This window comes from Microbacterium yannicii, from assembly GCF_024055635.1.
GTDB lineage: Bacteria > Actinomycetota > Actinomycetes > Actinomycetales > Microbacteriaceae > Microbacterium > Microbacterium yannicii.
Map to the genome: position 1 here is coordinate 138,042 of NZ_JAMXMB010000027.1, position 15,974 is coordinate 154,015.

Below are 15,974 nucleotides of genomic sequence, written 5' to 3' on the forward strand. Positions count from 1 at the left end.
ACGTGGCGCCACGTGCGGCGCCGGTCCGCAGCATCCCGAACGAAGGAATCCGCATGTCGCGCACCCTCCGGCCGCCCGTGCGGCTCCTCGGTGGCGGCGACGCCGTGCTCGCACTGGACATCGGCGGCACGCAGATCAAGTCGGCGGCAGTGGATGCCGACGGTCGCATCGACGCCGTCCGACGCACTCCGACGCCGTGGGGTCCTGAGGCGGTGGTCGCCGCGATCGCCGACCTGGCACGGGCCCACGCCAGGAGGAACGAGGTCGACCTGCGGCCGCGATCCGTCGGGGTCTGCGTTCCCGGTCTCGTGGACGAGTCACGCGGGGTGGTCCGATATGCGTCGAATCTGGGCTGGCAGGACGTCTCCTTGCGCCGGATGCTGGAACGGGAGCTCGGCCTCCCGGTCTCGGTGCAGCACGATGTGAGAGCCGCCGCGCTCGCCGAGAGCCGCATCGGCGCGGCCTACGGCTACCCGTCGGCGCTCGTCGTCGCGATCGGCACGGGGATCTGCGGCGCGCTCGTCATCGACGGGACGCCCTATTCCGGTGGTGGGTACGCCGGCGAGATCGGGCACGCGGTCGCCGATCCGCAGGGCGAGCGCTGCCCATGCGGCGCGGTCGGCTGCCTGGAGACCATCGCCTCGGCGTCAGCGATCGCGCGGCGCTACACAGCCGCTTCCGGAATCGCCGTCGGTGGAGCACGCGAGGTGTTCGACGCCGCGCAACGTGGCGACCGACACGCCGCGGCGGTCTGGGCGGATGCGGTGACCGCGCTGGCGCAGGGCATCGCGAGGCTGGTGGCGGCCTTCGCCCCGCACGCCGTCGTGGTCGGTGGAGGTCTCGCTCAGGCCGGCGAAGCCCTCGTCGGTCCGCTGCGGGCCGAACTCGATCAGATGCTCTCGTTCCATCGACGACCGTTCGTCCTCTCCGCCCGGTGCGGCGAGGATGCCGGTGTCGTCGGCGCGGCGATCACCGCCCGCGACCTGGCGTCCGCGCTTCGTGCAGGCGCGGGCGGTCGGGTGTGACGTCACCGAGGTGAGGGGCGTCCGCGGCGGGCACCGTCTTCGACCGCGACCAGGTTCAGACCCCGCATCGTGTACACGACGCCGTTCTCGTCGATGTCGAGATGCGGGCCGCTGTACCAGCCGCCGTCGATGTCACCGACGACCGTCGACAGGCGATGGCTGGTCGCGTCGACGCGGAACAGCGTCGTGTCGGACACCCCGTAGACCGTGCCCTGGAAGCAGTTGAGGGCGCCGAAATCGGTGGCGACGCCGCTGACGTCCACAACGCGCACGACGGACCTGCTCTCGAGGTCGACGACCACCAGTCCGCTTGCACGCCTCCCGAGGGCGAACAGGCGACGGCCGTCGGTCGCGAGGGCCGCGATGCCCGCGGGCAGCCCCGCATCCACGCGCCACAGCTCCGTGCCCGCGACGGGATCCCACGCCACGACGGTGCTCCGCGGCCCCTCGGCGTAGAGGTTGTCGCCGCCGAGGAAGGCGATGCCGCCGGCTGTCGCAACCGCCCGCACCATCTGCCGGGCGTCGATCGGGTTCACCGCGGTCGTGTGGGCTCCGTTGGCGGGGTCGTACGTGGTGAACGAGCCACCGCCGCCCGTGTCGTTCTGCGCACCGAGAAGCACCAGCCCGTTCACCGGGTCCCAGCACACGTCCAGTGGCCGGTTCTGGCCCGCCGCGGGTGCGACGACCTGCGCGGGCGGCTGGCCGGAACCCGGGTCGTACCGCCAGATCCCCTGCGAGTTGTACTGCCCGGTGTAGAGGACGCCGTCGACGATGACGCCGTCCTTCGCCTCGCCCCCCATCCGTATGCGCGTGACGGTGCCGGTCGCGAGGTCGAGCCGGCTGATCGCGCCAGTCCCGCCGACGTACACCGACCCGGCACCGGCGGCGATCCCCATCACTGCCTGCGGGTCGGCCGGTGCCCCGGCATCCAGCAGCTCTGTGACCGTGCTGGTACGGGCCGCCGGGTCGATCTCAGCGACGAACCCGTATTCGGATGCCCCGACCAGGCGATCGCCGGCGATGTCCAAACCCCAGAGCAGGGCCAGGTCGCGGTTCTGGAGGTTGGTGATCTTCTTGGTGGCACGGGAGTAGGCCATGACGCTCGGCGCCTTCACGTAGTAGATATCTTCGCCCCGTCGGCGCAGCTGTACGCCGGTCTGCGGGATGACCTCGTACGTGGACGGGGCCGCGAGACTCATGAGCAGCGACTTTCCCGGGCCCTTCAGCCCCACGCCGAGCAGATCGTCGAGCACCGAGAGCGATGTGACCGACACCGCGGCCGCCACCTCGCTCGGCAGGATGTTCTCGAATGCCCGCGTGCCGCGGTCGAAGGCGAAGAGCTTCCCGGCGCTGCCGGCGCCACCCGCCAGCGTGGACCCGGTTCCGAAGTACACGGTCGAGGCTGTCGCCGCGACGGCCTGGGCTATGGTCGCCCCCGGGTCCGGTGTGCCCCAGTCCGCGACCGCGCCGGTCGCGGGGTCGACCTCCCAGAGCGATGGCGGCTTCGGCGGCTCGCCGCCACCGGCGACGTAGATCCTGCCGTCCGGCGCGACGGCGAGGGCGCGCACATCACGGTCACCGGTCGACGCCAGCGGTGTGGCGGGCACCGAGAGGGTGGTCAGGTCCCACCGGTGCACGCTCGCACCGGTGTCGTCGTCCTTGCGGAGTGTGCCGATGTACAGCGCCGTCCCGTCGGGTGAGACCGCCATGGCCTGCACGGCGTACCCCGAACTCAGATCGGTGCGGCTGGTCACGCGGCGGGTGGTCAGATCGAATCCGATCACGCGGGCGGGCTGGAGGTTGCGCGACCCGATGTAGAGCGTGTTCCCCACGACGAGGCTGCTCATCAGGGGGAACTGCACCACGCCCGGCCCGAGGTCCCGGATGCGCACCTTCCCCCAGCCGAGCCCGGTCTCGAGCTGCGCCCCTGCCGCGTCGCCGGGTCGCATCGTCACTGCGAGGGCGACCGTGCCGGCTGTGCCGACGAGCATCTGCCGTCGAGTGAGTCCGTTCGTCATGATGTGCTCTCTCCGTCGGCGCGCCGCAACGATGCGGCGCTGTCCTGGTCTCGCAGTGGAACTGCTCGAACAGCGTCAGGGTCAGCGGCAGGCAGCCCCGTCGAAGACCGCCGGGTTGGATGTCTGCATCCCGTCCGAGCCGCGGGCCGCCTGAACGGTCACCGCGCCAGACGGCACGGTCGCCGTCCGGATGTTGAACGTCGCTGTGGCGTTCTTTCCGGGCGCCACCGACGCGACCGCCTTCTCTCCGTACGGGGTCGTGATCGCGAGGGAGATCGGCTCGTCCCCGTCGTTCCTCGCCTTCACCATGAGCTGGGTCTTCGATCCGAGGCACCGGGCCTCAGCCACGATGCTGACCGGGATCGGCCGATCGTCGATGCGCACCAGATCGCGTCCCTGCAGGGTGTAGAGATTGCCGAGCTCGTCGTTGGTGATGTGGGCACCGCTGTACCAGGCCCCGTCGATGTCGGGAACCACCTCGGTGAGCTGGAACGTCGTCGGGTGGAACCGGAACACGTCGGTGTCGGACACGCCGTAGACGACGCCGCGGTTGGTCACGAGCGCGGCGAAGCCGGTGCTGACCGAGCTGACGTCCGCCGTGTGAACGACGGTGCGCTGCGCGAGGTCGACGACGAAGAACCCGCCCTTGCGAGTCAGCCCGTACAGGTTTTCTCCCTGCACCGCCAGTGCGGAGATGCCTGCTCCGGGCATCGGCGCCATGCGCCAGAGCTCCGTGCCGCTCACCGGATCGACGGCGACGACGGTGCCAGGACCGTCGGCGTTCTGCAGGCCGCCGCCGAGGTAGGCGACGCCGTCATGGGTGGCGACGGCGCGGACGTACTGCTTCGCGTCGATGGGGTTGACGAACATGCCCGACTGACCGGTGGCCGGGTCGTACGTCCACAGCGAGCCGCCCCCGACGGTGTCGGACTGCACGCCGACGAGCGCGAGCCGATTCACGTCGTCCCACTGGACGTCCTGCGGCCGGTTCTGCTCGCCCGGGAACGCCGCCACCTGACTGAGCGGGCGGCCGTCGCTCGGGTCGTACCTCCAGATGCCCTGCGAGCTGTACTGGCCGGTCACGAGCACGCCGTCGACCACGATGGCATCCTTGGCTTCTCCCGGGGCACGCAGATACTCGACGGTTCCATCGGTGAGATCGTGCTTGGCGACGGCGCCGGTGCCGCCGACATAGACCGATCCGCGGCCGGCCGCCAACCCCATGGCTGCCTGTGGCGATGCCGGCGCCCCTGCCGTCACGAGGTCGGTGACGACGGATGTCCGCGCCGCGGGGTCGATCTCGGCGACGAATCCGAACGCCGAGGTGACGACCAGCTTGCCCGCCCTCACGCCGATCCCCCAGATCTCGCCCAGGAAGGGGCCGTCGAACGAGACCTCTTCGATCGCGCCCGACGCGGGCGAGTACGACAGCACGCCGCCCTCGTTGGCGAAGTAGACGGTGTCCCCGATCATCGCGAACTTCTTGGCCGTCTTGCCGATCGACGTGGCCACCGAGTAGCTGCCGAGATCCGCGAGGTCCATCGCGGCGACCTTCGACTGCGCGGTGGACGCGGCCGATCCCACCAGGAGCCTGTCGCCGAAGACCGCGAGTTCGCGGATACTCGGATCGCCCTGCATCTCGGTGGGAGTGACGTTGCGGGAGACGCCGGTCGCCCGATCGTAGGCGTAGAGCCCGGCCCGGGCGGCGCCGCCCCCGAAGAGCGTTCCTCCACCGAAGAACACCGTCGTGGCGGTGGCCGCGACCGCGCGAGCGCCGGTCGCGGACGGATCGGGAGCGCCGAGGTTGGTCACCTGACCCGTCCCGGGATCGAACTCCCACAGCGGGGGCGGCGTGGCTCCCCCGTCGCCGACCGCGAACACGTGACCGTCGGGAGCGACCGTGATGGCTCGCACGTTGCGGTCTCCGATGCGACCGATCGCGACGGCGGGCTCGTCAGGTGTCGCGAGGTCCCACCGATAGAGGTTGGGCTGCGTTCCGGCGGCGTCCTGCAGCACGCCCGCATACAGGTACCGCCCGGCGGGATCGACGGCCATCGCCTGCAGGGAGTGGCCCGTGCCCAGGTAGGTGACCGCGGTGACCTCGCCGGTCGGGATGTCGAGTGCGACGATCCGCGCCGGCGAGACGTTGCGGGATCCGACGTACACGGTGTCGCCGACGGTCACGGAGCTCATCAGCGAGAACTGGACGACAGCCGGCCCGAGATCGTCGATCTGGGGCGGTGGAGGTGCCGACGCGGAGACCGCGGCCGGTGACGACACCGACGCCGACGTTGCTGCCGAGGCCGGTGCGCCGCTCAGCACAGCTGCGAGTGCGATGACTCCGCCGACCAGCAGGGCGGTGGTTCGGGTGATCTGTGGCTGCTCCATGAGAACGCCTCTCCGTTGAACGCGTGGGTGCTGCGACAAGTGAAGGAGAGACAGCGCGACGACGCAATGAAAGAGGGAACAAACAAACAATTCCGCACATTTCTGACGCCGCGCAGTGCAGCGCGGCAAGCCGCGGTCAGCCGGTGATGAAGGCGCGGTAGCGGGCGAGGGCGGCCGAGATCTCGGCATCCGTCGCGGCACCCGGAGCGAACAGCTCGGGGATCGGGTCGTCGGCGTGACGGCCCACCGCGACCGAATGCGTCCAGACGCCGACGATCTCGCCGCGAGCAACGAGGATCGGGCGCACGATGCCGTTCATGCTCGGGCCGACCGCCGTGAGGAACTCCGGGGCGCACGGCACGGTGCGGTCGACGTACGACAGGTAGTACTCCTCGAAAGGCGGCAGCGCGACCACGTCGGCGGCGGTGGGATCCCGCCGCGGCCGAGCGCCGGCCAGGACGTACTGGGGCTCGGGTTCGTCGCCGACCACGACCAGTCGAGCGGATGCCGCCTCTGCCGCTGCGCGCGCCATCCCCAGCGGCAGCCCGGTCCACCAGGAGAAGTCCCGCGCCCCCGCAGGACCGTGGGACTGGATGAAGCGGGCGAAGAACTCCGCGAGCGGGTCGGCCGGGGCGGCCGACCCGCGGATCCACTCGTCGGCCAGCACGATGTACTGCTCGCGCGTCGGCCCGCCGACCCTCGGCACGACCGGACCTTGGCACACGATGCCGCGCAGCGACAGCGCGACGAGCAGGTGGTAGCCGCGCTGCTTCATGGTCGATACACCGGCGAGCTCGAGCACCTCGAAGAGTTCTTTGCGCGTGAGCCGATTGCCGCCGCCGAGCGCGGCGCGCGCGGCGCTCTCGGCACGCTCGAGCTCCGGCCCGTCGATGCCCTCGGCGCGGTGCACCGCCGCCGCCTGACGTCGCTGGCGCTCCGCCGTGATCGACAGCACCCACGCCAGGTCTTCGGCGGGGATGAGGTGGATGGTGCCGCGCATCGTCCACGACCGGACGATCTCGCCGCGGTCGAATGCCGAATCCACATCGCTCACCGTCATCGCTCCGCGCGTGCGTGCGGCGACCGCCCAGCGACCGCCCCAGAACTCCTGCGCCTGAGTCGCGAGCATGTGCCGCGCGGCCTCGGCGATGGTGCGCGCGGGGGCGCTCAGTCGGTGCGATCGGAGCCGCTCGGAGCGCACAGCCGTCGCACGTGCGCCGAGGGGGGAACGAGACGAAGCGTCCACTCGCCCATCATGGCGCGGAGTGCCGACATGACGGAGCATTTCGGCGACCGCGTGGGCATCGGCGAGCGGCGCCGTCAGCGGGCGGGGTGCACGGCGTCGTACGCGGCGCGGGAGTCCTCGATGCGCGGGTGGTTCTCGATCGCCCAGTCGGCGAGCGCCATGGCCAGCTCGATGAGGGTGCCGCCGAGCTCGGTCAGCTCGTACTCGACCCGAGGTGGCACTTCGGCGTGCACGGTGCGGGTGATGAGGCCGTCCCGCTCGAGCTGGCGGACCGTCAGGGTCAGCATGCGCTGCGAGATGCCCGGGATGTGGCGCTGCAGCTCGGTGAAGCGCAGGCGCTGATCGCGCAGCGTCGCGACGACCAGCAGCGACCATTTGTCACCGACGCGATCCAGCACGTCGCGGATCGCACGCCCGTGGTCGGTGCCGGACGCATCCCCTTCGCACGAGCGCTCGTATCCGGTGGCGGCGGGATCGCCCGCGATCGCCACGGTCAGTGTCTTCGCCATCCGATGTCACCCACTTACATCCGTGTGCCTTTTGTACGCGTCTCGGGAGTGACGCATCATGGGGTTGCTTACAAACAGTAACAGACCCCACGATCTCTCCCCTGGAGTACCGCATGACCATCGCCCTCTGGATCCTCAACGGCCTGCTCGCGCTCGCGTTCATCGCTGCCGGCTCGATGAAGCTCTTCCGCCCGAAGTCCGCGCTCGTCGCGAGCGGCATGGCCTGGGCCGACGACTTCGCCGATCCGACCGTCAAGCTCATCGGCGCCGCCGAGCTCATCGGCGGCATCGGCCTGATCCTCCCCCTGCTCAGCGGCATCGCCCCCATCCTCACCCCGATCGCCGCGACCGCTCTCACCATCGTCATGATCGGCGCCGTCGTGGTCCACATCCGGCGCAAAGAGAACGCCACGCCGTCCGTCGTTCTGGGTGTGCTGTCTGCGGCGAGCGCGGTGCTCGGCTTCCTGGTCGTGCTCTGACCCGCGGTCGGCCCTGAGTCGAGCCCGCTCGGGCGACGGAGCAAGGGCTGAGCGGATGCCGCTGCCCGCGGCATCCGCTCATCTCTGTTCTCTCCCGGTCCGGCGGTGGCGCATCCGTTCAGTTCGCGGACACCGGCCGGTACACCGCGTGGACGACGCCGTTCGGGAGGGCAGCCGATTCGCCCAGCGTGAAGCTGAGCGGATTGTCCTGCTCGAAGAGACGCCGACCCTCGCCGACGACGACGGGGTGGATCAGCAGATGCAGCTCGTCGACCAGGCCCGCGCGCAGGAGCGATTGGACGAGAGTGGTGCTGCCGGTCGTCAGGATGTCGCCGCCGGGCGTGGCTTTGAGCGCCGCGATGCCCTCCTCGAGCTCGCCTTCGAGGACCGTCGAGTTCGCCCAGTCGAGGTCACGCAGCGTGCGGCTCACGACGACCCGTGCGTTCTTGTTCATCTTCGCGGCCACGGGATTGTCGGCGGGGGCGTCGGCGAAAGCAGCCGCGAATCCTTCATAGGTGACGCGGCCGAGCAGCGTCGTGTCGCACGCGTCGCTCAGACCCCACATGACGTTGAACATCTCGGGGCTGGCATACGTCATGTGCCACTGCTCGGGAGCCTCGACGACGCCGTCGAGCGAGATGAATTCTCCCACGATGATCTTGCGCATTTTCTTGTCCTCATCTGCTGCGGACGATCCCTTCGATCGCCCTCCTACACAGGCACCGATCGGGGCGGCCCGATTTCGACACGGGTCTGGTCGAATATTCGTCGGCGGTGGGATGCTGATGCCCATGCGCTATCTCATGACGACGAACGGGGGCGGTCCGGCGCCCGATGCGGCGCTCTTCGCCGAGATGGGCGAGCTCATCCACGAGATGGCGAGCGCCGGCGTGCTGCTGGCGACCGGCGGACTCGGCCAGGGGTTGCACATCTCGTCGCGGGGCGGTGAGCTCTCGATCACCGACGGTCCCTATGCCGAGGCGAAGGAGACCGTCGTGAGCTTCGCACTCATCGAGGTGCGTTCCGAGGAGGAGGCGCTGGTGATGGCGCGTCGCTTCTGGTCGGTCGTAGGCGACGGCGAAGGCGATGTGCGACCCGTGTTCGGGCCGCCGGAGTGACCTCGACCCGCGATGCACGCAGCACCATCGATGCGGTCTACCGCCTCGAAGGCGGCCGGATCATCGCGGGTCTGGCGCACACCGTGCGCGACGTCGGCCTGGCCGAGGACAGCCTGCAGGACGCGATCGTCGCGGCGATCGAGAAGTGGCCGGTCACCGGGGTGCCGGCGAACCCGGGCGCATGGCTGACGCTGGAGGCCAAGCACCGTGCGATCGACCGTATCCGCCGGGCGGCGAATCTGGGCGGCAAACTCGGAGCCGTCGCGGACGACGAGCGACAACGGACCCGGGTCGACATCGACGAGGGTGGTCACGATTTCGATCTCATCGTCGAGCACGAGGGCATCGCCGACGACGTGCTCCGCCTGCTCTTCGCCACGTGCCATCCCGTTTTGACGCGTGAGTCCCAGGTCGCGCTCACCCTCAGACTGCTCGGCGGCTTGACCACGCGGGAGATCGCCCGCGCGTACCTCGTGCCCGAGAAGACGATCGGTCAGCGCATCGTGCGCGGTCGACGACGGCTGGCTGAGCAGGGTTTCGATGCGACGGTCCCCGCCGAGTCCGAGAGGCGTACTCGGCTCGGCGCCGTCCACGAGGTGATCTACCTGATCTTCACCGAGGGGCACGCGGCCACGATCGGCGACGACTGGGTGCGCCCCGATCTCTGTCTCGAAGCGCTGCGACTCGCGCGCACACTCGCAGAACTGGTGCCAGACGACGCTGAGACGCATGCTCTTGCAGCGCTCCTCGAGCTGCAGGCGTCGCGCCTGCCGGCCCGCACGGATGCCGACGGTGCGCCGGTGCGGCTCGCCGACCAGGACCGCGGCCGCTGGGACCAGCTGCTCATCGCGCGAGGCTTCCGTTCGCTGCTGCGCGCCCGGGAACTCAGCGCGGCCCCCGGCCCCTATGCGATCCAGGCCGCGATCGCCGCCGCACACGCCCGCGCCCGGACGGCGTCCAACACGGAGTGGGCGACGATCGCCGAGCTGTACGGTCTGCTGTCACTCGTGGCGCCGTCACCGGTCGTCACGATGAACCGCGCGGTCGCCGTCGCCCGCGCGGGCGACGCGGCGGAAGGGCTGCGGATGCTCGACGGCCTTTCCGGGGCCCCCGAGCTGGCGGAGCACCATCTGCTCGCTGCCGTGCGTGCCGAGCTGCTGCTGGACATCGGGGATGCCTGGGCCGCCGCCGTCGAGCTGCGGCGCGCGGCAGACCTCGCTCCGAACCCGCGCGAGCAGCAGTTTCTTCGCATGCGCGCCGACGCAGCGGCCACCGAAGCGGCGGGGCTGGGCGGCACGGGCGCAGACGACTACCTGTCCGGCTGAGGCCCGCGGTGCGGGATCGCACCACCGCCCTCGGGCAGGGTGTCAGCCGCGGGCCGGAATCGTCTTGCGCATGACTGTCTTGCTCTTGCCGATGTGACGCTCGAACGTGAATCCGGCCTTCTCGAACATCGCCCTCGTGCCGTTGTGGAGGAACGATGATGACGTGCGCTTGCCGGGGGCCAGCTCGTTGGGGAACGAGACGACCTCGCCTCCGCCGGCCTGCGCAATGAGATCGAGCGCGCCATCCAGCGCTTCCCTCGCGACTCCCGAACGCCGGTGGTCACGATCGACGAAGAAGCAGGTGATGCGCCAGGGCGCCGGGTTCGTCTCGCCGGCGTCGTACTGCTTGCGGTGGTAGATGTTCGGCAGTTCGAGCGGGCTGCCGTACTCGCACCATGCGATCGCATCGTCGCCGTCGAAGACCAGGGCCGCGTGCGCGACCCCCTCCGCCACGAGACGCTGCTTGAACGTCGGCCCGTGGTAGTCGCTCTTGACGGTGTGCTCCGTGTCGCCGTGGAAGTAGTGGCAGTAGCACCCGCCCCACACCCCGTTGTGCTTCTCGGCCAGCGCCAGCCACGCCGGGAAGGTCTCCGGAGTGAGCGGCTTGATGACGTGGGAAGTCCCCGTGCCCGCCTCGGTCGCAACATCCTCATCGGCCATGACGGGCTCCTTGCGTCGGTGCTGACAGTCTGCGACGAGCCCAGGCTCTCGGCAAGGTTTGTTTGACACTGCGCATCGTAGGCGGGATAGTTAGGCACATGCCTAACTATTCCTCCGAGCTGGACGCGGTGCTTCGTGCCCTCGCGGATCCGACTCGGCGGATGGTCGTCGAACGGCTCGCGAAGTCCCCGGCGGTGGTGTCGGACCTCCTGGCCCTGTTCTCGATGACGCTGCCGTCGCTGCTTCAGCACCTCCGCATCCTCGAGGACGCGGAGGTGGTCACTTCCCACAAGCAGGGTCGCGTGAGGACGGTCAGCCTGCGACCGGGAGCGCTCGACGTCCTTCATCTCTGGCTCGGCGAACAGCGAACGTCCGCCGAACGGCAGGCCGACCGGCTCGGCATCCATCTGACCCGCAGCATCACCAAGGAGATCTCGCCATGACCCGCGTCCGCATCGACCTGTTCTCATCGCTCGACGGATACACCGCCGCTCCCGATCCGGCGGCAGACAACCCGATGGGCGAGGATTGGGGCCCGCTCACCGCGGCGTACGCCGCCACCCGGACGTTCCGCCAGAAGGTCTTCGGCGACACCAGTGGCGCCGGAACGACCGGCGTCGACGAGTCCTATGCCGCCGCATTCTTCACCGGAGTGGGCGCCGAGATCATGGGCGCAGCCATGTTCGGCCTGCACGCGAATCCCGAAGACCCGGACTGGAAGGGCTGGTGGGGCGACGAGCCGCCATTCGGCGGCCCGGTCTACGTGCTGACCCACTCCGCGCCGCGGCCGTCGATCCCGATGGCCGGTGGCACGACCTTCCATTTCCGTACCGGCGCGATCGAGGACGTGCTGGCGGAGGCGACCGCAGCGGCAGGCGGACTCGACATCCGCGTCGGCGGCGGCGTCCGCACCGCGCAGGAGTTCCTGCACGCCGGCCTCGTGGACGAGCTGCACGTCGCGATCGCCCCCATCGTGCTTGCCCGCGGCAACCGGGTGTGGGACGACCTGCGGGGCCTCGAGCACACCCACGAGGTGAAGACAGAAGTCGCCGAGAGCGGCACCATCCACGTCACCTTCACCCGAGAGGGGCGGCGATGACGATCGAGCATCGACTCGCCCACGCCGGGTTCACGCTGACGCGCGACTACCCCGTACACGTCGAGGATGTCTGGCGCGCGTTCGCCGAGGAGGAGCAGAAGCGGAGCTGGTTCGGCGGCACGGAAGCGTTCGAGCCGCGGGAGTGGGCGTTCGACTTCCGAGTCGGCGGGCGCGACATCGACGAGGCCAAGTTCCACGACGGACCACTGACCCGGTATGAGGCCGTGTACACCGACATCGTCGAACACGTCCGCATCGTCACGACCTACGACATGTGGCTCGACGGCGTCCACATGTCGACCTCGGTCGCGGCGTACGAATTCGAGCAGACACCGGAGGGCACCCGGCTGACGCACGCCGAGCACGGCGTCTTCTTCGATCGGTTCTGGGCGGACGGGCCGAACCGCGAAGAGGGCACGCGAGGCCTCCTCGAGGCCCTGGCTCGCCATCTCGGCGAGGGTCGGCGGTTGTAGGGACCTGTCCCCGCGACCGCCCGCACCTCCGACCGTGACTCGCGCGGTCGGACGGTCCCCACCTATACTCCACTGAAGTATCCCCCCACGTACGATGCCGTATTCCCCCCAGATACGACGCCGTATCCCGCCAGCGGGCCCCCGCCCGCCGTCCATCGGAGTGCATGTGGTCCGAGTGCAGCCGAACACGCCCGCGAGCAGCAACGCCCCCACCCGGGCGGCCGCGCGCGCGGCACAGCAGCGGAGGCGCTCGCTGATCCTCCTGGGTGTCGTCATCGTCCTCGTCGTCGCACTCGTTGTCGCGCTCGGCGTGTTCTTCGCACGGGGAGCGGCCGACGAACCCGAGCAGCAGCCGGCAGCAGCGGCGGACTGCCCGGTGTCAGGACTTCGCATCACCGCGGACCCGGTGGTTTCGGAAGCGCTCGAGGCCATCGTCGCCGACCTGACGGCGTCCGGCGCCGACTGCGCGGACGTGGCGATCCGTGCGGAGGACAGCTCGGTCACGGCCGGTGCGCTGGCGACCGGCGCGGCGCCGGACTTCGATGTCTGGGTGCCCGACTCCGCGATGTGGCCCGCACGCGTCACCGGTCAGGCGGAACTCACCGGGGTGGATGCCGCGGACCTGGTCCTCGGCGACACCATCGCCAGCACCCCCGTCGTCTTCGCGGCGACCGAGCCCACCGCGACGGCCCTGAAGACCGACAGCGCCGGTTTCTCGAGCCTGGCGGGGCGCACCGTCGCCGCTGTTCTACCCGACCCGTCGGCGGTCGCCGCGAGCTCCGCCGCGCTGCTCGCGCTGCAGACCGCGGTCGGCGGCGACGCGCGCACCTTCACCGCGCTCTCGCTCGCACTCGACACCGGCGTCGTGCCGACAGCCGCCGACGCACTTGCCGCGGCCGCGGCCGCGACGTCGCCGACGATCGCCGTGACCACCGAGCAGGCGGTGCGGCAGTACGCCGACGAAGCGACGACGCCCCTCGTGCCCGTGTACCCCGCCGACGTGAAGCCCTCGGTCAGCATCCCTCTTGTCACGCTCGGCGACGCGTCGGGCGACACGCTCATGGCCGTGGATGCCCTCGCCGCGGCCGTCACGGACGCCGCCGACCGGCTTGCCGAGTACGGCCTCCGCGACGCGGCGGGCACGACCACTGACGGCGCCGGCGATGACGCCCAGGCCGTAGCAGCGGCATCCGACGCCGCCGACAGTGCGAACCAGGCCGAGGTGCTGCGCACGTGGCAGGTGCTCACGGCGCCGTCACGGATGCTGTCGCTCAACGACGTCTCGGGTTCGATGCTGCAGCCGGCGACCGCCGACATGCGACGCATCGACCTCTTCGAACAGGCCGCCGTCCGCGCCGTCAACTCGCTCTCGGCGGACTCGTCGCTCGCCACGTGGGTGTTCTCGAGCCGGCGGATCGGCGGACAGGACTGGCAGGAGATCGTCCCCTTCGGCCCACTGGGCGATCCGGCGCACAAGCAGCTCACGATCGACACGGCCAACAACCTCGACAGCCTCGTCGGCGGCGGAACAGGGCTCTACGACAGCGTGCTCGCGGCCGTGCAGTACATGCGCGAGACGTACGTCCCCGGTCAGATCAATCTCGTGCTGCTCAACACCGACGGGTACAACGAGGACGACGACGGCCTCGACCTGCCGGGACTCCTCGCACAGCTCGAGGCGCTGCGGGATCCGGCGAAGCCCGTCGCCGTCATCGCCATCGGCTACGGGCCCGACACCGACCAGGCAGCGCTCGAGCAGATCGCCGCCGCCACCGACGGTGCGGCCTATCAGGCGCTGCAGCCGACCGACATCGGCACGGTGCTGGTCGACGCCGTCACTCAGCGCGGCTGCCGCCCGAACTGCGGCTGATCCGAGAGAGCTTGGCCACGACGCCCCACGGCGTGGTTCGCGTCCATGGCTGACGGAGTGACGGATGCTGCGGATCCGAGGTCCTGCCCGACCGGCGGCATCCCCTGAGCTTCGAGATCCTTGACGACGAGCGCTTTCTCGTCGCGTGGTCGCGCGTGAACTGCGGACTCATCCGCGCCACCGAGCCGGCCTCGCACCGGCTGCCGCCGTCGCCAACCGCTGCCGCTCACTGCCCTTTCGGGCGGGCCCGGCATGCCTGGGACGCGAATCCATCACGAACGGTGAGTGCCCCGAACGTCCGGCTGATTCAGCGTCTGCGAGAGCATTTTGTAAACATGTCTATTATCGTCATGTATGTTGTTTGCATGCTCAATCAACCCGGCGGCGCGACCGGCGCCCTTGTCTGGCAGCTCGCCAACCGGTGGCGCACTGCCGTCGACCGCGCAGTGAGTGTCCATGGCCTCACGCACGCCACCTACGTGGTGCTCACCACGCTCTATTCGCTGCGAGCGACCGCCCACCCTGACGCCGAAACCGGTCCACCCAGCCAGCGTGCTATCGCCGATGCGTCCGGCATGGAGCCCATGTACGTTTCGCGACTGGTCCGCTCGCTGGAGTCCGACGGACTCGTCGTCCGCACGCGAGACGAACGGGATACCCGCGTCGTCCGCCTGGAGCTCACCGATGACGGCCTCGAGGTCGCACGCCCTGCGATGCGCACCGTCCAGGCGCTTCTCGATGAGCTGCTGGCACCACTGGGCGGCCGCAGCAGCGACCGCACCCGCCAGTTCGTCGACACCCTCGCCGAACTGCTCGACACACCGCTCGATCCTGGAGCCACCGATGCCTGAAGTGGCCGTTCTCGACTCGACCATGCACTTCACCGAGGTGCGCTCCGCGGCGATCCGCTCGGGGGGCGGTGGCAGCACGCCGGTGGTGTTCCTGCACGGCAACCCGTCGTCATCGCACTGCTGGCGCAACGTGCTCCCGGCCGTCGGGCCAGGGACCCTCCTTGCGCCGGACCTCATCGGCATGGGCGGCTCCGGCAAGCCGGACGTGGCCTACACCTTCGCGGACCACGCCCGATACCTCGACAGCTGGTTCGATGCCGTACTGGGCGACGAACCGGCCGTGCTCGTCGGACACGACTGGGGCGGCGCCCTGGCGATCGACCGAGCGGCCCGGTTCCCCGAGAGGGTCCGGGGCGCGGCGCTGTTCGAGGCCGTGCTTCGGCCGGTTCGGCCAGAGCACCTGTCGCCGCAAGCCCGCGCCCGGAGCGAGCTCATCGCCTCGCCACAGGGCGAGGTGATGTTCCTCGACGAGGACACCGCGATCCGGCAGGCGTACTCCTTCGGCGTGATGAACCCCCTGGCCGATGGAGACCTCCTGCCGTATCTGGCACCGTACCCCTCCCGCCAGAGCCGCCGGCCGCTGCTGGCGTGGGCGCGTCAGCTCGCCCAACCACCGACAGAGCTGGTCGAGCGGCTCGAGCGCGCGGGCTCTTGGCTGGCGGCATCCGTCGACGTGCCCAAGCTGCTGCTCACGTTCGAGGACTCCCCGACCCTGCTGATCGACGAGAGAGCGATCACCTGGGCGCGCGAGCATCTGGCCTCCGTCGAGGTCGAGAACCTCGGGCCCGCGGGCCATCACGCGACCGAAGACCGACCCACCGAGATCGGCCGCGCGATCGGCTCCTGGCTGGACCGGCACACGCTGCGCTGACTCGCGGCAGCCGCCGCCGATCATGCCGTCGAGGATCGCGGC

Annotated in this window: 16 protein-coding genes; 10 read left to right on the forward strand and 6 right to left on the reverse strand. The window is 70.1% G+C overall.

Annotated elements, in window-relative coordinates; genetic code table 11:
• Positions 1–53: 53 nt before the first annotated feature.
• Positions 54–1,025: an ROK family protein gene (locus tag NCG93_RS11575; RefSeq protein ID WP_194414196.1), complete on the forward strand. Its 972-nt coding sequence runs from the start codon at positions 54–56 to the stop codon at positions 1,023–1,025.
• Between the two features lie 2 nt (positions 1,026–1,027).
• Here NCG93_RS11575 and NCG93_RS11580 read toward each other — a convergent pair whose 3' ends face one another.
• From NCG93_RS11580 to NCG93_RS11595, 4 genes are all read right to left on the reverse strand, one after another.
• Positions 1,028–3,043, reverse strand: coding sequence for an outer membrane protein assembly factor BamB family protein (locus tag NCG93_RS11580; RefSeq protein WP_194414197.1), 2,016 nt, complete (start codon positions 3,041–3,043; stop codon positions 1,028–1,030).
• Positions 3,044–3,124: 81 nt separating this feature from the next.
• The gene (locus tag NCG93_RS11585) at positions 3,125–5,431 is read right to left on the reverse strand and encodes an outer membrane protein assembly factor BamB family protein (RefSeq protein WP_194414198.1); all 2,307 of its coding nucleotides are present in this window, start codon (positions 5,429–5,431) and stop codon (positions 3,125–3,127) included.
• 136 nt (positions 5,432–5,567) lie between these two features.
• A complete protein-coding gene (locus tag NCG93_RS11590) occupies positions 5,568–6,677 on the reverse strand; it encodes a winged helix DNA-binding domain-containing protein (protein WP_252787527.1) in 1,110 nt (369 codons plus the stop codon).
• 74 nt (positions 6,678–6,751) lie between these two features.
• Positions 6,752–7,186 (reverse strand): winged helix-turn-helix transcriptional regulator, encoded by a 435-nt coding sequence (locus tag NCG93_RS11595; RefSeq protein ID WP_194414200.1) that lies wholly within the window; start codon positions 7,184–7,186, stop codon positions 6,752–6,754.
• A gap of 113 nt (positions 7,187–7,299) precedes the next feature.
• Here NCG93_RS11595 and NCG93_RS11600 point away from each other — a divergent pair, with 113 nt between their 5' ends.
• The gene (locus NCG93_RS11600) at positions 7,300–7,665 is read left to right on the forward strand and encodes a DoxX family protein (RefSeq protein WP_194414201.1); all 366 of its coding nucleotides are present in this window, start codon (positions 7,300–7,302) and stop codon (positions 7,663–7,665) included.
• Positions 7,666–7,783: 118 nt separating this feature from the next.
• Here NCG93_RS11600 and NCG93_RS11605 read toward each other — a convergent pair whose 3' ends face one another.
• Entirely contained in the window at positions 7,784–8,332 is a 549-nt protein-coding gene (locus NCG93_RS11605) for a dihydrofolate reductase family protein (RefSeq protein WP_194414202.1), read from the reverse strand.
• Between the two features lie 118 nt (positions 8,333–8,450).
• On the opposite strand from NCG93_RS11605, the gene NCG93_RS11610 reads away from it, so the two are divergent.
• Complete coding sequence (locus NCG93_RS11610; protein WP_241741853.1) at positions 8,451–8,783, forward strand: YciI family protein; 333 nt, start codon at positions 8,451–8,453, stop codon at positions 8,781–8,783.
• Positions 8,780–10,108 (forward strand): RNA polymerase sigma factor, encoded by a 1,329-nt coding sequence (locus tag NCG93_RS11615; RefSeq protein WP_194414203.1) that lies wholly within the window; start codon positions 8,780–8,782, stop codon positions 10,106–10,108. The genes NCG93_RS11610 and NCG93_RS11615 overlap by 4 nt, the downstream gene beginning before the upstream one ends.
• A 42-nt stretch (positions 10,109–10,150) precedes the next feature.
• On the opposite strand, the gene NCG93_RS11620 is transcribed toward NCG93_RS11615, so the two are convergent.
• On the reverse strand, positions 10,151–10,768 hold the full coding sequence (locus tag NCG93_RS11620) for an N-acetyltransferase (protein ID WP_194414204.1): 618 nt from the start codon (positions 10,766–10,768) through the stop codon (positions 10,151–10,153).
• A 98-nt stretch (positions 10,769–10,866) separates the two neighbouring features.
• Between NCG93_RS11620 and NCG93_RS11625 the strand changes: the two genes are divergently transcribed.
• From NCG93_RS11625 to NCG93_RS11650, 6 genes are all read left to right on the forward strand, one after another.
• A complete protein-coding gene (locus NCG93_RS11625; protein ID WP_194414205.1) occupies positions 10,867–11,211 on the forward strand; it encodes an ArsR/SmtB family transcription factor in 345 nt (114 codons plus the stop codon).
• Positions 11,208–11,867 carry a dihydrofolate reductase family protein gene (locus NCG93_RS11630; RefSeq protein ID WP_194414206.1) on the forward strand — a complete coding sequence of 220 codons (660 nt, stop codon included), beginning with the start codon at positions 11,208–11,210 and terminating at the stop codon, positions 11,865–11,867. Before NCG93_RS11625 ends, NCG93_RS11630 begins: the two co-directional genes overlap by 4 nt.
• A complete protein-coding gene (locus NCG93_RS11635; protein ID WP_194414207.1) occupies positions 11,864–12,340 on the forward strand; it encodes an SRPBCC domain-containing protein in 477 nt (158 codons plus the stop codon). Before NCG93_RS11630 ends, NCG93_RS11635 begins: the two co-directional genes overlap by 4 nt.
• Positions 12,341–12,506: 166 nt before the next feature.
• Positions 12,507–14,210, forward strand: a complete 1,704-nt coding sequence (locus NCG93_RS20350) for a vWA domain-containing protein (protein WP_194414208.1) — start codon at positions 12,507–12,509, stop codon at positions 14,208–14,210.
• A 365-nt stretch (positions 14,211–14,575) separates the two neighbouring features.
• Entirely contained in the window at positions 14,576–15,061 is a 486-nt protein-coding gene (locus tag NCG93_RS11645; RefSeq protein ID WP_194414209.1) for a MarR family winged helix-turn-helix transcriptional regulator, read from the forward strand.
• Positions 15,054–15,932, forward strand: a complete 879-nt coding sequence (locus NCG93_RS11650; RefSeq protein WP_194414210.1) for a haloalkane dehalogenase — start codon at positions 15,054–15,056, stop codon at positions 15,930–15,932. The genes NCG93_RS11645 and NCG93_RS11650 overlap by 8 nt, the downstream gene beginning before the upstream one ends.
• Positions 15,933–15,974 lie beyond the last annotated feature (42 nt).

Bases quoted from the DNA above. Each gene is read 5' to 3' on its own strand.
- NCG93_RS11575 (WP_194414196.1), top strand. From the start codon at position 54: ATGTCGCGCACCCTCCGGCCGCCCGTGCGGCTCCTCGGTGGCGGCGAC.
- NCG93_RS11580 (WP_194414197.1), bottom strand. From the start codon at position 3,043: ATGACGAACGGACTCACTCGACGGCAGATGCTCGTCGGCACAGCCGGC.
- NCG93_RS11585 (WP_194414198.1), bottom strand. From the start codon at position 5,431: ATGGAGCAGCCACAGATCACCCGAACCACCGCCCTGCTGGTCGGCGGA.
- NCG93_RS11595 (WP_194414200.1), bottom strand. From the start codon at position 7,186: ATGGCGAAGACACTGACCGTGGCGATCGCGGGCGATCCCGCCGCCACC.
- NCG93_RS11600 (WP_194414201.1), top strand. From the start codon at position 7,300: ATGACCATCGCCCTCTGGATCCTCAACGGCCTGCTCGCGCTCGCGTTC.
- NCG93_RS11605 (WP_194414202.1), bottom strand. From the start codon at position 8,332: ATGCGCAAGATCATCGTGGGAGAATTCATCTCGCTCGACGGCGTCGTC.
- NCG93_RS11610 (WP_241741853.1), top strand. From the start codon at position 8,451: ATGCCCATGCGCTATCTCATGACGACGAACGGGGGCGGTCCGGCGCCC.
- NCG93_RS11620 (WP_194414204.1), bottom strand. From the start codon at position 10,768: ATGGCCGATGAGGATGTTGCGACCGAGGCGGGCACGGGGACTTCCCAC.
- NCG93_RS11625 (WP_194414205.1), top strand. From the start codon at position 10,867: ATGCCTAACTATTCCTCCGAGCTGGACGCGGTGCTTCGTGCCCTCGCG.
- NCG93_RS11630 (WP_194414206.1), top strand. From the start codon at position 11,208: ATGACCCGCGTCCGCATCGACCTGTTCTCATCGCTCGACGGATACACC.
- NCG93_RS11635 (WP_194414207.1), top strand. From the start codon at position 11,864: ATGACGATCGAGCATCGACTCGCCCACGCCGGGTTCACGCTGACGCGC.
- NCG93_RS11645 (WP_194414209.1), top strand. From the start codon at position 14,576: ATGCTCAATCAACCCGGCGGCGCGACCGGCGCCCTTGTCTGGCAGCTC.
- NCG93_RS11650 (WP_194414210.1), top strand. From the start codon at position 15,054: ATGCCTGAAGTGGCCGTTCTCGACTCGACCATGCACTTCACCGAGGTG.